General features: G+C 65.7%; 17 protein-coding genes. 7 read left to right on the top strand and 10 right to left on the bottom strand.

All coding sequences use genetic code 11. The features are described 5' to 3' along the window. Nucleotides 1-15 precede the first annotated feature (15 nt). Nucleotides 16-339 carry a hypothetical protein gene (locus tag AB0N24_RS06525; RefSeq protein ID WP_364122049.1) on the top strand — a complete coding sequence of 108 codons (324 nt, stop codon included), beginning with the start codon at nucleotides 16-18 and terminating at the stop codon, nucleotides 337-339. 5 nt (nucleotides 340-344) lie between these two features. Here AB0N24_RS06525 and AB0N24_RS06520 read toward each other — a convergent pair whose 3' ends face one another. After that, nucleotides 345-1,202: an alpha/beta hydrolase gene (locus tag AB0N24_RS06520; RefSeq protein ID WP_364122047.1), complete on the bottom strand. Its 858-nt coding sequence runs from the start codon at nucleotides 1,200-1,202 to the stop codon at nucleotides 345-347. Nucleotides 1,203-1,519: 317 nt separating this feature from the next. On the opposite strand from AB0N24_RS06520, the gene AB0N24_RS06515 reads away from it, so the two are divergent. Beyond that, entirely contained in the window at nucleotides 1,520-2,857 is a 1,338-nt protein-coding gene (locus tag AB0N24_RS06515) for an amidohydrolase family protein (RefSeq protein WP_364122045.1), read from the top strand. A gap of 283 nt (nucleotides 2,858-3,140) precedes the next feature. Here AB0N24_RS06515 and AB0N24_RS06510 read toward each other — a convergent pair whose 3' ends face one another. The 4 genes from AB0N24_RS06510 to AB0N24_RS06495 form a co-directional block, all read right to left on the bottom strand. Continuing rightward, complete coding sequence (locus AB0N24_RS06510) at nucleotides 3,141-4,121, bottom strand: aldo/keto reductase (protein WP_364122042.1); 981 nt, start codon at nucleotides 4,119-4,121, stop codon at nucleotides 3,141-3,143. 111 nt (nucleotides 4,122-4,232) lie between these two features. Beyond that, entirely contained in the window at nucleotides 4,233-4,835 is a 603-nt protein-coding gene (locus AB0N24_RS06505) for a hypothetical protein (protein ID WP_364122040.1), read from the bottom strand. Beyond that, nucleotides 4,768-5,052 carry a hypothetical protein gene (locus AB0N24_RS06500; protein ID WP_364122037.1) on the bottom strand — a complete coding sequence of 95 codons (285 nt, stop codon included), beginning with the start codon at nucleotides 5,050-5,052 and terminating at the stop codon, nucleotides 4,768-4,770. Before AB0N24_RS06500 ends, AB0N24_RS06505 begins: the two co-directional genes overlap by 68 nt. Before the next feature lie 10 nt (nucleotides 5,053-5,062). Next, the gene (locus AB0N24_RS06495) at nucleotides 5,063-5,905 is read right to left on the bottom strand and encodes an SDR family oxidoreductase (protein ID WP_364122034.1); all 843 of its coding nucleotides are present in this window, start codon (nucleotides 5,903-5,905) and stop codon (nucleotides 5,063-5,065) included. 154 nt (nucleotides 5,906-6,059) lie between these two features. On the opposite strand from AB0N24_RS06495, the gene AB0N24_RS06490 reads away from it, so the two are divergent. Next, nucleotides 6,060-6,935 carry a helix-turn-helix transcriptional regulator gene (locus AB0N24_RS06490; protein ID WP_364122031.1) on the top strand — a complete coding sequence of 292 codons (876 nt, stop codon included), beginning with the start codon at nucleotides 6,060-6,062 and terminating at the stop codon, nucleotides 6,933-6,935. Nucleotides 6,936-7,108: 173 nt separating this feature from the next. After that, complete coding sequence (locus tag AB0N24_RS06485; protein ID WP_364122029.1) at nucleotides 7,109-8,641, top strand: DUF222 domain-containing protein; 1,533 nt, start codon at nucleotides 7,109-7,111, stop codon at nucleotides 8,639-8,641. Between the two features lie 61 nt (nucleotides 8,642-8,702). On the opposite strand, the gene AB0N24_RS06480 is transcribed toward AB0N24_RS06485, so the two are convergent. Next, entirely contained in the window at nucleotides 8,703-9,056 is a 354-nt protein-coding gene (locus AB0N24_RS06480) for a GNAT family N-acetyltransferase (protein ID WP_364122026.1), read from the bottom strand. A 93-nt stretch (nucleotides 9,057-9,149) separates the two neighbouring features. On the opposite strand from AB0N24_RS06480, the gene AB0N24_RS06475 reads away from it, so the two are divergent. The 3 genes from AB0N24_RS06475 to AB0N24_RS06465 all read left to right on the top strand — a co-directional run bounded on the left by AB0N24_RS06475 (nucleotide 9,150) and on the right by AB0N24_RS06465 (nucleotide 11,607). Next, entirely contained in the window at nucleotides 9,150-9,479 is a 330-nt protein-coding gene (locus tag AB0N24_RS06475; protein ID WP_364122023.1) for a DUF6457 domain-containing protein, read from the top strand. 50 nt (nucleotides 9,480-9,529) lie between these two features. Next, complete coding sequence (locus AB0N24_RS06470) at nucleotides 9,530-10,726, top strand: TerC family protein (protein WP_364122020.1); 1,197 nt, start codon at nucleotides 9,530-9,532, stop codon at nucleotides 10,724-10,726. A gap of 71 nt (nucleotides 10,727-10,797) precedes the next feature. Beyond that, on the top strand, nucleotides 10,798-11,607 hold the full coding sequence (locus AB0N24_RS06465) for an alpha/beta hydrolase (RefSeq protein WP_364122017.1): 810 nt from the start codon (nucleotides 10,798-10,800) through the stop codon (nucleotides 11,605-11,607). Between the two features lie 36 nt (nucleotides 11,608-11,643). Here AB0N24_RS06465 and AB0N24_RS06460 read toward each other — a convergent pair whose 3' ends face one another. From AB0N24_RS06460 to AB0N24_RS06445, 4 genes are all read right to left on the bottom strand, one after another. Further along, entirely contained in the window at nucleotides 11,644-11,949 is a 306-nt protein-coding gene (locus AB0N24_RS06460; protein WP_364122014.1) for an acylphosphatase, read from the bottom strand. A 38-nt stretch (nucleotides 11,950-11,987) separates the two neighbouring features. After that, nucleotides 11,988-12,851, bottom strand: a complete 864-nt coding sequence (locus AB0N24_RS06455) for a hypothetical protein (RefSeq protein WP_364122011.1) — start codon at nucleotides 12,849-12,851, stop codon at nucleotides 11,988-11,990. A 76-nt stretch (nucleotides 12,852-12,927) separates the two neighbouring features. Beyond that, nucleotides 12,928-13,800 carry a hypothetical protein gene (locus tag AB0N24_RS06450; protein ID WP_364122009.1) on the bottom strand — a complete coding sequence of 291 codons (873 nt, stop codon included), beginning with the start codon at nucleotides 13,798-13,800 and terminating at the stop codon, nucleotides 12,928-12,930. Between the two features lie 161 nt (nucleotides 13,801-13,961). Further along, nucleotides 13,962-14,696, bottom strand: a complete 735-nt coding sequence (locus AB0N24_RS06445; RefSeq protein ID WP_364122006.1) for a hypothetical protein — start codon at nucleotides 14,694-14,696, stop codon at nucleotides 13,962-13,964. Nucleotides 14,697-14,870 lie beyond the last annotated feature (174 nt).

Raw genomic sequence — 14,870 nt, 5'->3', positions numbered from 1 at the left:
CGAGATAATTGAGGTATGGCCGACCAGGATCAGGACAGGGACCTCTGGGACGAGTTCGACAGTCTCAAGCCCGGAGCCCCCGACCGCGTCGGGGGCTACCCCGGAGGTGAACCTTTGGGCTTTGGCTTCCGAACGGGAGTCCGTAGCGCAAGGGTGGCCCTCGGCTTCGCCGTGTACACCCTGGTTCTCGGAACCGTGCTGGTCCTCGTGGGCGCCGTCGTTTTCGTCAGCCAGGGCGAGTGGCTGATGCTCGCGCTGATGATGCTGATCGAGGGCGTTTTCCTCTATGCCTTCACCCGGCTGGTGAAGCAGGCCCGCAACCGGCGCTCCGCCCGGTAGTACATCTACTTCGCCCACCCCACCTTCCGGAGCCAGCCGGCCAGGATGGGCAGCACCACTGAACTGTTCATCGCCCCCAGGTGGTCCAGGCCCGGAAGCAGCTCGACGTCCCATCCGGCCTTGATGAGTGCCGCCTCGTGTGCGGCCAGGGGGTCACCGATCCGCACCTGCACGCCGCCCCACTTGGGTCCGTAGTCGATCCGGTCCTCGGCGCCGGCGAAGGCGAGGCGCGCCAGGCCAGGCGGCAGCACGGCTGAAAAATCATCGAAGTCCTGGAGGGCCTCGTAAAGGGTCATGAATTGGCGGGTTTGCGACTCACTGGTCTGAATGGCCGCCGAATCCCAGTCGCCCGGCTCCGCCACAGGCACCGGCGTGTCAGGATCTGCAGGCCGGGCTGACGCGGCATGCGCCGCCCGGGTCACCGCCAGCATGCTCTGGTACGGCCCGTCGAGGGGCGGGAATCCGCCCATGGCGAGCGCCCGGAGACGGTCGGTGCGGATCGCGAGCTGCAGGCCACTCAATGCCAGCCAGGAATAGCCGTAGTACGCGAAGCCGTCGGCACCAGCGGCATCAGCAATGGCCAGGAAGTCGGCCGCGACGTTCTCCGGGGTGAGAGTGTCCGGTGCCGGGTGGGCCATCCGGTGGCCTTCGTAGTCCGCCACGATCACCCGGTTCGAGCTTTCCAGCCCCTCCACCAGGTTGGGACCGAGGTCCGGGTCGCCGCCCCACTGCCGGAGCGTTTCGGCTTCCGCCGGCGTCTGCGTCGCGAGGCTAACCGGCAATAGGAGCGGCGGTCCGTCTCCGTGGATGGAGACGGCGATGGTCGATCCATCGTGCAGGACGGCGTCAGCAGTTTCAGCCATGGCTTCATCCCTCGGTGTGAGGTAAACGTGGACGTCTTAAGCATGCCACCGAGCTGGCCCGGACTGGCGCCAGGCGTGAAGGCGGCTTTTTCGGGCGCACAGTGCGGAGTGAGCTTTGGAATACCAAACATCGGAAGGGCCTGCCACCTCAGCCGGGGCCCGATCGAGCCGAATCCGTTGATAGTGAACGGTATTTCAGACAGATTCGGCGTCCAGCACCGAAACCTCTGGCAACCCTCTGGCCGGATTTTGGAATACCAAGTACCGTTTAAGTACGCGCCTTCGCCCTAAGGGCGGCTTTCCCCAAGGAGACAATGATGTGCCTTCACGACCACACTTCCGCCCCACAGCTGTCAGCCGACGTCCCGCGCCGCGGCATCCTGGCCGGTGCCGCCGCCCTCGCCGGGGTCTCCGTCGCGAGCATCGCCGCCCAGCTCGGCGGAGCCCCGGCAGCACTCGCCGCGGAGCGTCCGTCCGGGCCCAACTACCCGGGCAGCCCCATCGCGCACCCGCCCCTGATCATCGAGGGCGGCACCATCGTGGATCCCAAGACCGGTGACGCCGTCGAAGACGGCGTGCTGGTGCTCGACGGCGTCAAGGTCGCCGCCGTCGGAAGCCGGGACGCCACACGGAAGGCAGTCGCCGCCGTCGCCGGCCGCGCCCAAGTCCTCAACGCTTCGGGCCGCTGGGTGCTCCCCGGACTCATCGACGTACATGTCCACGCAAACGCGTTCGCCGATGCCCGCGCCATCCTGCAGGGTGGCGCGACCAGCGTCAGGAGCGGTTCGAGCAGCTACTACCAGGACGTCGCGCTGGCGGCACTCCCCGACTGGGCACCGGGCGTCTCGCCGCGCATGCTGCCAGCAGGACTGTTCATCTCCCCGGAGCTGGGTGACTCCCTCCTCGCGGACCCCGACCTCGCGCCGCTGGCCACCCTCTCCGGGGGCGTCAAGGAGGTAACGGACCTCGCCTACCTGACCCGGGTCAACCTCAAACGCGGCGCCGAAGTCATCAAAACCCGCGCCAATCCGCGCGCCGGGCTGCCTGAGCAGGATCCCCGCGAACTGGTCTACAACTACGAGCAGCTTTCCGCCGTGGTCAAGGCCGCCAAGGGCGCGGGCGTCCTGTGCCACGCCTACAGTGCAGAGGGGATCGACGGCGCCGTCCGGGCCGGCGTGCGCAGCATCGAACACGGCGTCTTCGTCACCGAGCGGACCATCGCCGAGATGGCCCGCCGCGGCACCTACTTCACGCCCACCATGGATGCCATCACCAGCATGGCGGCTTCCACCAACCCGATCCTCGCCGCCCGCGGCAAGGAGTACACGCCGATTCTCCAGGCTGCCGTCCGTGCCGCGCAGGACGCCGGCGTGACGATTGTGGCCGGCACCGATTCCTTCGGAACCGACGTAACGCCGATCGGCACGGAAGCGCGCCTCCTCGCCGAGGCCGGGCTCTCCCCGCTGGAGGCATTGCGGTCCGCGACGGTCCACGCCGCCCGGCTGCTGGGCTGGAGCGAAACTGCCGGCCGGCTGGTGCGCGGTTCCTTCGCCGACGCCATCGTGGTGGACGCCGATCCCCTGGCGGACGCCTCCGCCCTTGAAAAAGTCAGCGTCGTTGTTGCCCAAGGAGCCATAGTCCGCAACGGGCTCTGAGCGTAGGCATTCGTCCACGACGTGTCGTGGGGCTCGCGCTGGCCCTCATCTGGCCGCTCCCCCGGACAGTGCTGCTGCCCGCCGGGGTGTTTACCTCTCGTCCAGCTCCCGGCAGGCGGCAGTCCACGGGTACAACGTCGTCTCCGCCACGTTCCGCTCCGTTCACCCCCGCGATGATCGCCGAAGCCCATCAGCTGGGCCTGCCGGTCATCCCGTGGACGGTGGGCTAACCTTCAGGCCCGAAGACCCGAGTCGGGGATATTCCGTGTCCTGTCCCTTCGGATCAGCGGTCGATGGAGGCCATGTTGGCTTCATTGTGGCGTTCTCCCGCGGCGGGCCGGAGCGCGTTCAGCCGGTCCAGCTGGTCGCCGGTGAGTTCGATGCCGTCTGCCGCGGTGTTCTCCTCGACCCGGGAGACCCGGCGGGTGCCGGGGATCGGCGCAATGTCGTTCCCGCGGGTCAGCAGCCAGGCGAGGGCGGTCTGTGCGGGGGTCGCGCCGATCTCGGCGCCGATGGCCTTCACTTCGTCGACGATCGCGAGGTTCCGGCGGAAGTTCTCTCCAGTGAAGCGCGGGTTGGTCTTGCGCCAGTCGTCGTCAGGGAAATCGTCGACGGAGCGGATTTGCCCGGTCAGCAGGCCGTGTCCGAGCGGTGAGTACGGGACGAAGCCGATGCCGAGTTCCCGCAGCAGCGGCAGGATCTCAGCCTCCACGTCGCGGGTCCAGAGCGAGTACTCCGTCTGCAGGGCCGAGACCGGCTGCACGGCGTGTGCCCGGCTAATGGTCTCCGGGGAGGCCTCGGACAGCCCGAAGTGCAGCACCTTGCCCTCGGCGATCAGGTCCGCGACGGCGCCGGCGGTTTCCTCGATCGGGGTGTTCGGGTCGACCCGGTGCTGGTAGTACAGGTCGATGTGGTCGGTGCCGAGGCGCTTGAGGGAGCCCTCGACGGCGGCCTTCACGTTCGCCGCACTGCTGTCGATCACGCCGGGGCCGCCGCCGGAATGGGAGACCAGGCCGAACTTGGTTGCGATCTTGACGTGGTTGCGGCGTCCCTTGATGGCCTGGCCGACGATCTCCTCGCTCAGGAAGGGCCCGTAGATCTCCGCAGTGTCGATGTGGGTCACCCCGAGATCAAGCGCGCGGTGGATCGTGCGGATCGACTCCGCATTATCCAGGCCGCCCTCGCTGGTGTAGGTGCCAGCCATGGTCATGGCACCGAGGCCGATGGCAGAGACTTCCATGCCTCCGAGGTGTGCGTTCTTCATGGCGTGTTTCCTTTCTGTTGCTTGAGCCCGCCGACGCGGACGGGCTTCTTGGTGAGCTCTTGGGGCAGGGTGGGGTCTGAAGCTTCTCGCATCGGCCTGCTTTGGGGTGGGCTAATGCGTCGCGACGAAGCCCAGGGATTCTTCGAGGTATTCGATGAAGGCCGGGCTTCGTCCCTGGGCGCGGAAGAATGCAGCCGGGAGCGGTGGGCGGGGGGTTTCGTAGGCTTGGTCCGACAGGGCCCGCTGTGGGAAGTCGTGGTGGATGACGGCACCGCTGGCTACGAAGACGAAATCGCTGCCGTGATCGAGGGCCCGTTGGGCGCCCGCGGTGCTCATGACGTCGCCAGAGATCCCCACCCGGGTTTTTCCCCTCGGGAGATCGGTGAAGAGATCGACGAGCACCTTACCGGCGTAAAGGCCTACCTCTACCCGGGTGTCGAGGCTGCGGACGACCAGATCGAGGTAGTCGACCAGGTCGCGTTCGAGGAAGACGGCGACCATGTCCCGAAGTTCGGGCAGGTGAGGGTCCTGGCCGCTGAGAGCGAGGCGCAGTCCGATGTGGAAGTCAGGGCCGCAGGTGGCCCTGACTCCGCGAATGATCTCCCGGAGCAGGCGTGCACGTCCGTCGCGGTTTCCGCCGTAATGATCAGTGCGCCGATTCGGCCATGGAGCACTCGCCTCGGTCCAGTTGCTGGTGGTCGTCGTAGATGCCAAGCTGGCCGGTGAACGACTTGCCGTTGGACTGCACGTTGGCAGCGGCGGTGGTGAGCATCGAGTACCCGCCAGCGGCGAGTCGCCCAAACCAGTTCAGATCGTGCTCGGACGCTGTGCCGTCTTCGTTGCTCTGCTGGTTCGTTAGCGGGGCCAGAGCGAACCGGTTCTGCAGCACGGAACCCGCGCTGAGAGTCAGTGGATCGGTCAGAATTGGCATAAGTTCTTCCTTAAGAGTCGTAGGACAGTGCCGCGGAGAGATCGCGGTTCGCTTCAATCTGCTCCTGGACTGCGGCCTGCTTCTGCTCGATGGCGCCCATGGCGTCGGCGCCCGCGACAAAGCGTGCGGGCAGGCTGCCGCCGTCGGAAAGGGTGACGAGTGCCGCGGCCAGTTTCGCCGGGTCGCCGCCCTGTTGTCCGTTCATGCTCTTCCAGGCCGCGATGGTGGAAGCTGCTTCCTCGGCATAGTCCTCGATATGCACTTCCGGCCATATCGTTGACGAGCCTTCGACCAGCAGTTCGGTGCGGAAGAAGCCCGGCTGGACGGCCATCGTTTCAATGCCGAATGGCGCAACCTCCAGACTCAACGACTCCATCCACCCTTCGAGCGCGAATTTCGACGCTGCGTAGGCTGATGTGAACGGACCCCCGACAAAGCCGGCGGTCGAAGTCACCGTGATGATCTGGCCTGAGCGTTGACCGCGCAGGACTGGCAGGACGGCGCGGGTCACATTCAGGGGACCGAAGAAGTTCGTCTCCATCTGTGCCCGGATCTGCTCGGGGCTGACTGTCTCAAAGAAGCCGGCGTAAAAGTTGCCCGCGTTGTTGACGAGCACGTCGATGCGGCCGAAGCGGTCCACCGCGGTGCTGACGGCGGCTTCTGCCGCGGCTGCGTCGGTGACGTCGAGCGCGAGACTGAGCAAATTCTTATGCTCTCCGATTGCTGTCGCGACCCGTGACGCGTCGCGGCCGGTGGCGACGACGGAGTGCCCGGCGGCGAGAGCGGCCTGGGCGATGTCGATGCCCATACCGCGGCTCGCTCCGGTGATGAACCAAACGTTCTTTTCTGCCATGACTGGGTGTCCTCCTGTTGCGCGGATCGGCTGGTGCCTGTCCGTTGACGTGACATTTCCAGTAAAGGAGAACCCGCGGGCCGGAGGCAGACCCGCTCTATAGGGTTAATAAGCGGGCCCCCCTCAAAGGGGAGGGCTGACGTAGATTTGAAGCATGACCACCGCCGCCAACATCCGCGAGTTCCTTATTACGCGCCGGTCGCGGCTTACCCCTGCCGACGCGGGGCTGCCCGACTTCGGAGGCCGCCGTCGCGTGCCAGGGCTTCGCCGCGAAGAAGTCGCGCTGCTCGCCGGAATGAGTGTTGAGTACTACGTTCGCCTTGAACGGGGCAACGCATTCGGCATCTCGGACGCCATCCTCGACGGCATCAGCCGCGCGCTCAAGCTCGACGATGCCGAGCACGCCCACTTGTACGACCTGGTCCGTGCCGCAAACCAGGGATCGAGGACGCCGCAACGAAAGCCCGCCTCCCGTACCCAGCAGATCCGGCCCGGCACCCAGCGACTCCTCGACGCGATGACCTTCCCGGCAATCATCCAGAACGGTCGGATGGACGTCGTTGCCACCAACACCCTCGGGCGTGCTCTGTTCTCCGAGATGTATGTTCAGCCTTATGAGCCCGTGAACTTCGCCCGTTTCCTCTTCCTGGACCCGCGCGGCAAGACCGCCTACCGCCGCTGGAACGACCCGGCCGAACAAATCGTCGCCCTGCTCCGCGCTGAATCAGGGCGCGTGCCCGCAGACCGCGCCCTCCGCGCCCTCATCGAGGAACTCTCAAACGGCAGCAGCGAGTTCGCAGCGCTCTGGGAGGCCCACGATGTACGGATTCACCTCGCCGGCAACAAGCTCTTCCACCACCCCGACGTGGGCGACCTCGACCTTGGCTACGAGGCCATGCAGCTCATGACCGACCCGGGCCTGCAATTCGTTGGATTCACAGCCGAACCAGGATCCGCCTCTGACCATGCTCTCCGCCTTCTCGGGAGCCTGGCGGCGCGCGTCCCGGATCAGATCAAGCTCGATAGGTAGCAAGCGGTCGCTACCCCGAATAATCCAACAGCCCGCAAGGTCCGGAGCACCTCTAGCCTCACGCCCTTCTATCTGCCTGCTGACTGGCGACCATCACCCGATAGAATCCGGCATCAGATGAAGCATTGGTGGAGACCGCTAAAATGTCAGACCCTCGAGCCAGACTCGTGGGTATGGGAAGCACCGCCGTAAGTGACGCCTTGGACGCCATCACGACGTCCGTTGCTGCGCTGTACCGCGTTGTCGATAGTAGACGCCCCAGCGACGAGTCCTGCTCGGATCCTTTGCGGCAGCTGGCCGACGACTGCCTGGACGGGCTCACTGAACTGGCCCGTCTGGACGCCCGGAGCGCGGCCCTCAAGGTCCGGCTGACTGACACGTTTGTCGAGGCGACCAGGGCCATGGCGTCCCCGTCGGCGTCACCCCAAGAGCAATCAGCAGCTGAGATGGGCCTGGTCGCCGAATTGGCGTGCGCCCTGACCGTCAGCGAAAGGACTGCAGGAGCATTCGTGGAGGACGCCCGCCAGCTCACCACGGCCCTGCCACTGACCCTCGCAGCCCTGCAGGCCGGGACCATTTCATGGCAACACGCCCGGGTCATGGTCGACGAAACCACTGATGTACCCCAGGCCGCGGCTGCTGCACTGGAAGCTCATTTCCTGGACCCTGACGCCGAGAATCCTGCGCGAGGCTGTCCGGCCGGGGATCTGGTGCCCTCCCGGTTCCGGGCAAAAGCCAGAAGCTGGCGGGAGCGTCACCACCCTGTCAGCATCGAAAGGCGCCACGACACGAGTGTCCAGGACCGGCGACTGGAATTCACCCCGGACCGCGACGGCATGGCATGGCTCTCCGCGTACCTGCCCGCCGACGCCGCTGCCTCCATCTGGAACCGTGCCACTGACGCGGCCAGGGCACTCCAAAGCCCGTCCGAGCCGCGAAACCTCGCCCAACTCCGGGCCGACACCGCCGCTTCCTGGCTGCTCGCCGGCGTCGCCGAGGGTGTCCCGTCACCGAAAGCGCAGGTCCTGGTCACCGTGCCCGTGCTTTCGCTCCTGGGCGTCACCGAAGAGCCCGCCGTCCTGGATGCCTACGGACCGATTCCGCCCAGTATGGCCCGCCGGCTCGTCGCAGATGGCGCCTCCTCGTTCCACCGCGTCCTGACCGACCCCGGCACCGGTGCACCGCTGGAGATCGGACGCACCAGCTACCGCATCCCGGCGGCCATGCGCCAATGGTTACGCCTCAGGGACGGAAAATGCCCCTTCCCCGGGTGCAATAACCAATCCCTCGACACTGAGGCGGATCACGTCCTGGCCTGGCGCGATGGCGGTGCCACGGGGATCTCCAACCTCGGCCAGCCCTGCCGGAAGCATCACCGGCTCAGGCACACCACCGGGTGGACACCCACTGGCGCCAGCCGCGACGCACCGCCAGGCTGGGTGGCACCGTCAGGGCGCCGCTACGCCAGCGAAAGCTACGACTGGGAACCACCCTGGATGCCCTACCCCATAACAGGGCCACCGGGCTTGCCTCACCATGCCGAAGGGACGGAACACGTCACGGATGCAGACCTGCCCCAAGGAACGCACCAGGCCCGTGGAGCAGATCTGCCAGTTGACCCGTTGTCCCTTGACCAGTTGCCACCTGATCAATTGCCCCTGCCTGTTGATCCGCTGCCGGAATGGGAGACGTGGATCGCGGCCTAGCTACTCCCCACGCTGCTGCTGACGGCGCCCACGTCCAGGTCCAGGACCACGTCCACGCAACCTACGCCCGGGCGTGCGGGGCCAGGGCCTCGCTCAGGAACTCGAGGTGCGCCGGCTTTGGGGCGGTGGTGCTGGCGGCGTACTCCGGGTGCTTGGTGAGGAACTTCTTGATGTACGGGCACACTGGCACAATGTTGATCCCGGCCGCCACCGTCTCATCCAGGGCCGCTGTCGCCAGCTGGCCGGCCAGCCCCTGGCCGCCGTATTCCTCATTAATCACGGTGTGGTAAAAAATCCGCTGCGGTGCGTCACCGGCGTCGTACGTCTTGTACACGGCCTTGCCGATCACGTTGCCGGAAACAAGCACCTCAAAGCGTTCGCGCTCCGGATTATGGCGGATGGTGGCTTCAGTCATCGGGATCTCCTTGATCGGGGCTTCTGCTACAGCCTAACCTCAGGGGAACTGCTGTTATTTCTGACAGCTGCTATTTCTGACTGAGGAGCAACCATGGCCGTCAACGACAACGAAGCGCAGATCCTGGACCAATGGAGCCACCGGCTGGCCCAGGCGCTTCAGCTCCTGGACCTCGACTTTGACCGGGAACAAATCCTGGACCTGGCCGGGGAGTCCGCGCGCTCGGTGACCCACGCAGCCGCGCCAATCACCGCGCTGATGGTGGGCTACGCGGCCGGGCTCGCCGCCGGCACCGGAAGTGCCGGCTCCAAGGAATCGTCAGCCGCGGCGATCGCCCAGGCAGCCGGGGTGGCCTTGCAGCTGTGCGAGCACGGAGCCGACGGCGGCCCGACGGGCAGCGGCTGGGCCGACACCGCCCAGTAGCACCCGGCCGGTAGGGCGATAACACCGCACCGACAGGAAGGCACCCAAGTATGCAGGTTCCCCTCTATGTATGGATTCTGACCATTGTCGGCATTTTGGGCCTGCTGGCCTTCGACTTTTTCTTCCACGTCCGCAAGGCGCACTCCCCCAAGCTCAAGGAGTCGGCCACGTGGTCCGCCATTTACGTGGGCCTTGCCCTCCTCTTCGGCCTTGGCGTCCTGATGTTCGGCGGCACCACCATGGGCACCGAATACTTCGCCGGCTATGTCACCGAAAAGGCCCTGTCCGTGGACAACCTTTTCGTCTTCCTCATCATCATGTCCAGCTTCAGGGTCCCTCGGGCGGACCAGCAGAAAGTGCTCCTGTTCGGCATCGTGTTCTCGCTGATCGCCCGCACCGGCTTCATCTTCCTCGGCGCGGCCCTCATCAACAGCTTCGCCTGGGTGTTCTACATCTTCGGCCTCATCCTGCTGATCACCGCCGGCAACCTGCTCAAGCCCGATTCGCACGAGGAGGAAAGTGAGGGCTTCGTGGTCCGGCTCGCCCGGAAGCTACTCCCGGCTTCGGAGCACTACGACGGCGACAAGCTCTTTACCGTGGAGAACGGCAAGCGAGTGCTCACCCCCATGCTCCTGGTCATGGTGGCCATCGGCGGAACGGACATCCTCTTCGCTCTGGACTCCATCCCCGCCATCTTCGGCCTCACGCAGAACGTCTTCGTCGTGTTCACGGCCACGGCCTTCTCACTCATGGGCCTGCGGCAGCTGTTCTTCCTCATCGACGAACTGCTGGACCGCCTCATTTACCTGTCGTACGGCCTCGCCGCGATCCTCGGCTTCATCGGCGTCAAGCTCATCCTGCACGCGCTCCACGAGAACAACCTGCCGTTCATCAACGACGGGCAGCACGTGAATGTTTTGGAGATCAGCACCGGCCTCTCGCTGATCATCATTATCGGCGTGCTGGTGATCACGGTCCTGGCCTCGATCTACAGCCCCAAGGGCAAGGCCAAGAACATGGTCTCCCGCGCTAAACGGCACGCCACCGATTACGTGGACCTCAATTACGAGACGGACATTGCCGAGCGCGAGGCGATCTTCAACAAGATGGTCCACGAAGAGCAAGAACTCAGGAAGCTGCCGGAGAAGTACAAGCGGCTCATCCGGAACCAGACCGAGTTCATGGACCTGATCAAGCAAGCCCACGCTGAGCACGACGAAGCCCTGCACCGGGAAGGACGCGCGTAGCACCGGGTCAGCCGGCCCGAAGCAACCCACCGGATCTCGACCGGCGGTGTCCCCTGTTCTACGCTTGAAACATGCCCCGCTTGAGCGTCAACGGCATAGACCTCTACTACGAAGAGCACGGCGAAGGCGTACCCGTCCTGGGCATACACGGGACACCCAGCTCCGCTCTCCTGTGGGAAGACGCCGCCGTGGAACTGGGCAGGATCGGCCGGTGCATCATCTACGACCGCAGGGGCTTCTACCGCAGCGGCCGCCCCGAACCGTTCGACGCCGTCGGCCTGACCGAGCACGTGGACGATGCCGCCGCCCTCCTGGAAATCCTTCATGCGGCGCCGGCGGTGGTCATCGGCCGCAGCACCGGCGGTGGGATCGCCCTCTACCTGGCCCACCGTTTTCCCGAACTCGTGCAGGCCCTCGTGCTGCTTGAGCCGGCGGTCTTCTGGATGGACCCCAAGGCCCTGGCGTGGGCAATGGAGCTGCGGAAGTCAGTGCTCCACGCCGCCGCCAAGGATCCGTGGCGGGCCGCGGAAAGCGTCGTTCGTGCGGCCCTTGGCGATCAGGGCTGGGAGGCTTTTCCGGCCACTTTCAGGGACATGTTCGCCGCCACCAGCCCGGCCGTCCTCGCGGAGATCAGGGGTGAAGGCCTGGACCTCAGCGACAAGCAGGCAGAGCTGGGCGCCGAGGAACTCAGCCAGCTGCGCCAGCCGACGCTGCTCGTTTCCGCCGAAGATTCGCCGGAGGTCCTGCGTCTGGTCAACTCGCGCCTGGCGGAGGCACTCCCCCACTCCGAGAGCGTGCTGGTCAGCGGTGGCCACCTGATCAACCCGGCGCATCCGGCCGTACTTGAGTTCGTCCGTCGCTTCGTGGCGGCGCGCGACTAACAGCGTTCGCCCAGTACACGGGCTCAGTACACCGGCTCAGTACACGACCTCGAAGCTGCTGAACTCCCCCGTTGCCGCCGATACCGACTCGGCCACGTGGTCCACGCGCCCCGGCGCGTCCTCGGACCTCAGCCAGCGGCGGAACTCCAGAACCACCGCCTGGGGACCTTCGACGACGACGGCGACGGTACCGTCGTCGTCGTTCCTCACCGTTCCGGTCAGCGAGAGTTCCTCCGCCTTCCGCACGGTCCAGTAACGGAATCCGACCGCCTGGACGATGCCCTCCACGCGGGCCTGCAAGCGGACGTCCGTGCCAGAGTCCTGATCTGCAGCATGAGCCATGGTTCAAATGTAATGCCGGGACCGGGGGTTTCGCTCCCTCAGGCTTCCGGCGTTGTGTTGGCGGCGTGCTTGGCCTTGCGGCGCCTGGAGCGCGACCAGACAAGGAGGGCACCCATGGCTCCGATGAGCACCGGGATGGTCACGCCCAGGGGCTGGGCCCAGTCCTTCACGAGCGCATTCAGCACATAGCCGAGTTCAATCTCCACCTGGATATTTTCCCGGAACGTCTCCAGGCTCAGGTCCGGCCCGTCCTCCGCCGTGGCGAACAGCTGCAGGGTCATGGTTTTCCGGCCCGACTCCTTGGGCGTGATCCACCAGCGCCATTCCGCGACGCCCTCCACGGGAACCAGCATCTCGCCACTTGGATTTCCGGCCCGCTCAATGGCCATGCCCGGGCCGGACAGGTCCGCACGCATCTCTTCGCAGACAATGGGCGCACGCGTTTGCACCGGGTTGTTGCCGGGGATCTTCTCTTCATGGCCCGCCCCGGGATCGCCCATGGTGACGTGCAGGACGAACTCCCGGGTCTCGCCCTGGCGCATCGGCGACGGCGGCCTGAACGTCAGCTCGCCCTCCAAGCACGTGTCCAGGATTTCCTTGGCCCGCCGGGCCCGTACGAAGGCAGTAGAGGTGGGACCCGGCGGACGACTTGCGGTCTCTTCGGGCAAGGGCCCGGTGACCGTCGCGGTGGGGCGCGTTGTAGGGAATGGTCCCGCACCGGGCTTCGTGTCGGAAGGGCCGCCGTCGCCAGGCGTGGGTCGCGTGGCTGAGGCCGACGGCGACGGTCCGGCGTTCGGCCCCGGCGTGCACGCGGCCAGGCCCGCGGCGACGCACAGGGCTACCAGGGCGGATGCAATTGCCTTCGCACCGCCCACGAGCCGCTGCTTCCCCAGTGCGTACATCAGAACTCCGACTTATCGGACTGCGTCCTGATTCGAGTCTGCGCGGGCGCATTGGGCGAGTCAAGGAGCGCCGCAGCTATCCTGCGGGCCGCAGCGAGGTGATCATCCGCCGGATATTCCGGTACTCGCCGGTGTCCGCGTACCGCTTGGCCTTTTCCAAGTACGGGAGCGCCGGATCCACGGGGGTGGCATTGTTTGCGGGGTCGTAGACCGCGCCGAACATGGCGCCGCTGGGCGGCCACCTGAAAAGCAGGAAGATGGGACACTCCAGCGTCCCTACCTTCTCCGGAATCATGGTGATGCCGTAAGCCGCAATGGTTTCAGGTGTCCTGGCCGGAGCGGACGCGTCTCCCCTGGTTTCAAACATGAACCGGGGCACGTTTTCGTTTGGCACGCCCTTCTCGGCGAGCACCGTCATCGGTTCAGAATCCAGCACCGTAAACGGGTATTGCTGCACGCACTCCAAACCGGTGACCACCTTGGTCTGCAGGACAGCCATCGGCTTCCCTGCGGCATTCAAAACCTCCACGAACATCCCGCCGAGCGGTGATGTTCCGGCGGGATCCTTGACGGTCCAGTCGCCCGGATAGTCGAACGTCAGGTCACGGTCCGACGTCGTAAACGTCTTCCAGCCGGACGCCGTCGGTGACGGCAACCGGCTCGGGGACGTTGCCGACGGCGCCGGTTCAGTCGGTGTTACGCCAGCCGTCGCACTTGGCCGGACAGCGGTCCCGGTGGGCGCGCCAGTGGCGGTTTCGCTTGTAGTACCGTTCGTGGTCCCGCTCGCCGACGCGCTGGGTGGGGTGGCCGTCGCGGATCCCGTGTCAGGCGGGGCGGCAGACGGTCCGCAGGCTGCAAGAAGTGCCGCGACACAGGTCCCGGCAGCAATTGCGGCCACTGTGCGTGCCGGTCCAGATGATCCATAGCCGGGCTTCTTTGATCGGCGCATGCAATCCTCCTCAAACAAGCTGAGGGATTAATTGTGGCCCTGCCGTTCTCGCTGTGACCGGGACGGGGGCAATTTGCCGCCAAAACGTTGCGCACCGCGGGTTGCTCCGCGGTGCGCAACGGTTCCTGCGTGCGCAACGGTTCCTGCGCGGCCGGGTCCGCCTAGGAGGCGGGCCGCAGCGACGTGATCATCTTCTGGATGTCCTTATACTCCTGGGTGCCCATGTACGCCTCCGGGGTGTCCACATGCATCTCGTTGCCGGGAGTGGTGTCGAAGGGGTCGTAGACGCCGCCGAACATGGCGCCGCTGGGCGGCCAGGTGAAGAAGTGGAAGATGGGGCACGCTTCGGTACCGCTGGGTTCGGGAGCCGTGGTGATGCCGTACGCGAACAGGGTCATCAGCTTCGGATCCGTCGCGGTGGTGTCCGTCCGTGATTCGAAGGTGTACCGGGGCACCCTGCCGTCCTGCTCCAGTGCCGGAACGGGCTCGGATTCGTACACTCCGAACGGCTGTTTCCCGGTGCATTCGGAGCCGGTGACCATGTTCGTCCTGAGCGTCGCCAGGTCCTTGCCGTTCGCGTTGGTGATGTTCACGAACACGCCCCCGGGAGCAGCTTCGCCGCCAGGATCAGTGATCTTCCACTCGGCCGGGTAGTCGAAGATCAGGCCGTCTGCGGTGGTGTAGGACTTCCAGCCTGCTTCGGGATCCGAGGGCGCTGAGGGGGAGGCGGTGGCACTTGGGGAAGCGGAGGCGGTGGTGGGGGTTACCGAAGCGGCGGATGTGGTGCCCGGGGAGTTCGTCGACGGTGACGATGCCGGCGGGCCGCAGGCTACGAGCAGGAAGGAGAGGCATAGGGCCCCTGAGACTGCGATGGCCGAGGGTGCAGAGCGGTGCATCTGTTCTCCTGAATCTCATGAGACCGCGAATAATTCCTCAATTGTGAACCTCCGACAACGAACGCTCCAGCATTAAATCCAATCGATGTCCAAATGTTACTGGTGAAGCGAACCGCACTCCGGCTCCCTTCCACGGGAAGGGGCCGCGCCGCCGTCGTGCGTCCCTGCAGCCCT

The sequence above is a fragment of the Arthrobacter sp. NPDC093128 genome (assembly GCF_040683875.1).
Taxonomy (GTDB): Bacteria; Actinomycetota; Actinomycetes; order Actinomycetales; family Micrococcaceae; genus Arthrobacter.
The sequence above is the reverse complement of the archived record's forward strand: the minus strand, read 5'-3'. Positions and strand labels throughout refer to the sequence as shown.

What these genes read in the sequence shown, in the direction of transcription:
- AB0N24_RS06465 (WP_364122017.1), top strand. Translation starts at nt 10,798, where the DNA reads ATGCCCCGCTTGAGCGTCAACGGCATAGACCTCTACTACGAAGAGCAC.
- AB0N24_RS06450 (WP_364122009.1), bottom strand. Translation starts at nt 13,800, where the DNA reads ATGCGCCGATCAAAGAAGCCCGGCTATGGATCATCTGGACCGGCACGC.
- AB0N24_RS06445 (WP_364122006.1), bottom strand. Translation starts at nt 14,696, where the DNA reads ATGCACCGCTCTGCACCCTCGGCCATCGCAGTCTCAGGGGCCCTATGC.
- AB0N24_RS06500 (WP_364122037.1), bottom strand. Translation starts at nt 5,052, where the DNA reads ATGCCAATTCTGACCGATCCACTGACTCTCAGCGCGGGTTCCGTGCTG.
- AB0N24_RS06520 (WP_364122047.1), bottom strand. Translation starts at nt 1,202, where the DNA reads ATGGCTGAAACTGCTGACGCCGTCCTGCACGATGGATCGACCATCGCC.
- AB0N24_RS06480 (WP_364122026.1), bottom strand. Translation starts at nt 9,056, where the DNA reads ATGACTGAAGCCACCATCCGCCATAATCCGGAGCGCGAACGCTTTGAG.
- AB0N24_RS06460 (WP_364122014.1), bottom strand. Translation starts at nt 11,949, where the DNA reads ATGGCTCATGCTGCAGATCAGGACTCTGGCACGGACGTCCGCTTGCAG.
- AB0N24_RS06485 (WP_364122029.1), top strand. Translation starts at nt 7,109, where the DNA reads ATGGGAAGCACCGCCGTAAGTGACGCCTTGGACGCCATCACGACGTCC.
- AB0N24_RS06490 (WP_364122031.1), top strand. Translation starts at nt 6,060, where the DNA reads ATGACCACCGCCGCCAACATCCGCGAGTTCCTTATTACGCGCCGGTCG.
- AB0N24_RS06525 (WP_364122049.1), top strand. Translation starts at nt 16, where the DNA reads ATGGCCGACCAGGATCAGGACAGGGACCTCTGGGACGAGTTCGACAGT.
- AB0N24_RS06495 (WP_364122034.1), bottom strand. Translation starts at nt 5,905, where the DNA reads ATGGCAGAAAAGAACGTTTGGTTCATCACCGGAGCGAGCCGCGGTATG.
- AB0N24_RS06475 (WP_364122023.1), top strand. Translation starts at nt 9,150, where the DNA reads ATGGCCGTCAACGACAACGAAGCGCAGATCCTGGACCAATGGAGCCAC.
- AB0N24_RS06470 (WP_364122020.1), top strand. Translation starts at nt 9,530, where the DNA reads ATGCAGGTTCCCCTCTATGTATGGATTCTGACCATTGTCGGCATTTTG.
- AB0N24_RS06510 (WP_364122042.1), bottom strand. Translation starts at nt 4,121, where the DNA reads ATGAAGAACGCACACCTCGGAGGCATGGAAGTCTCTGCCATCGGCCTC.
- AB0N24_RS06515 (WP_364122045.1), top strand. Translation starts at nt 1,520, where the DNA reads ATGTGCCTTCACGACCACACTTCCGCCCCACAGCTGTCAGCCGACGTC.
- AB0N24_RS06455 (WP_364122011.1), bottom strand. Translation starts at nt 12,851, where the DNA reads ATGTACGCACTGGGGAAGCAGCGGCTCGTGGGCGGTGCGAAGGCAATT.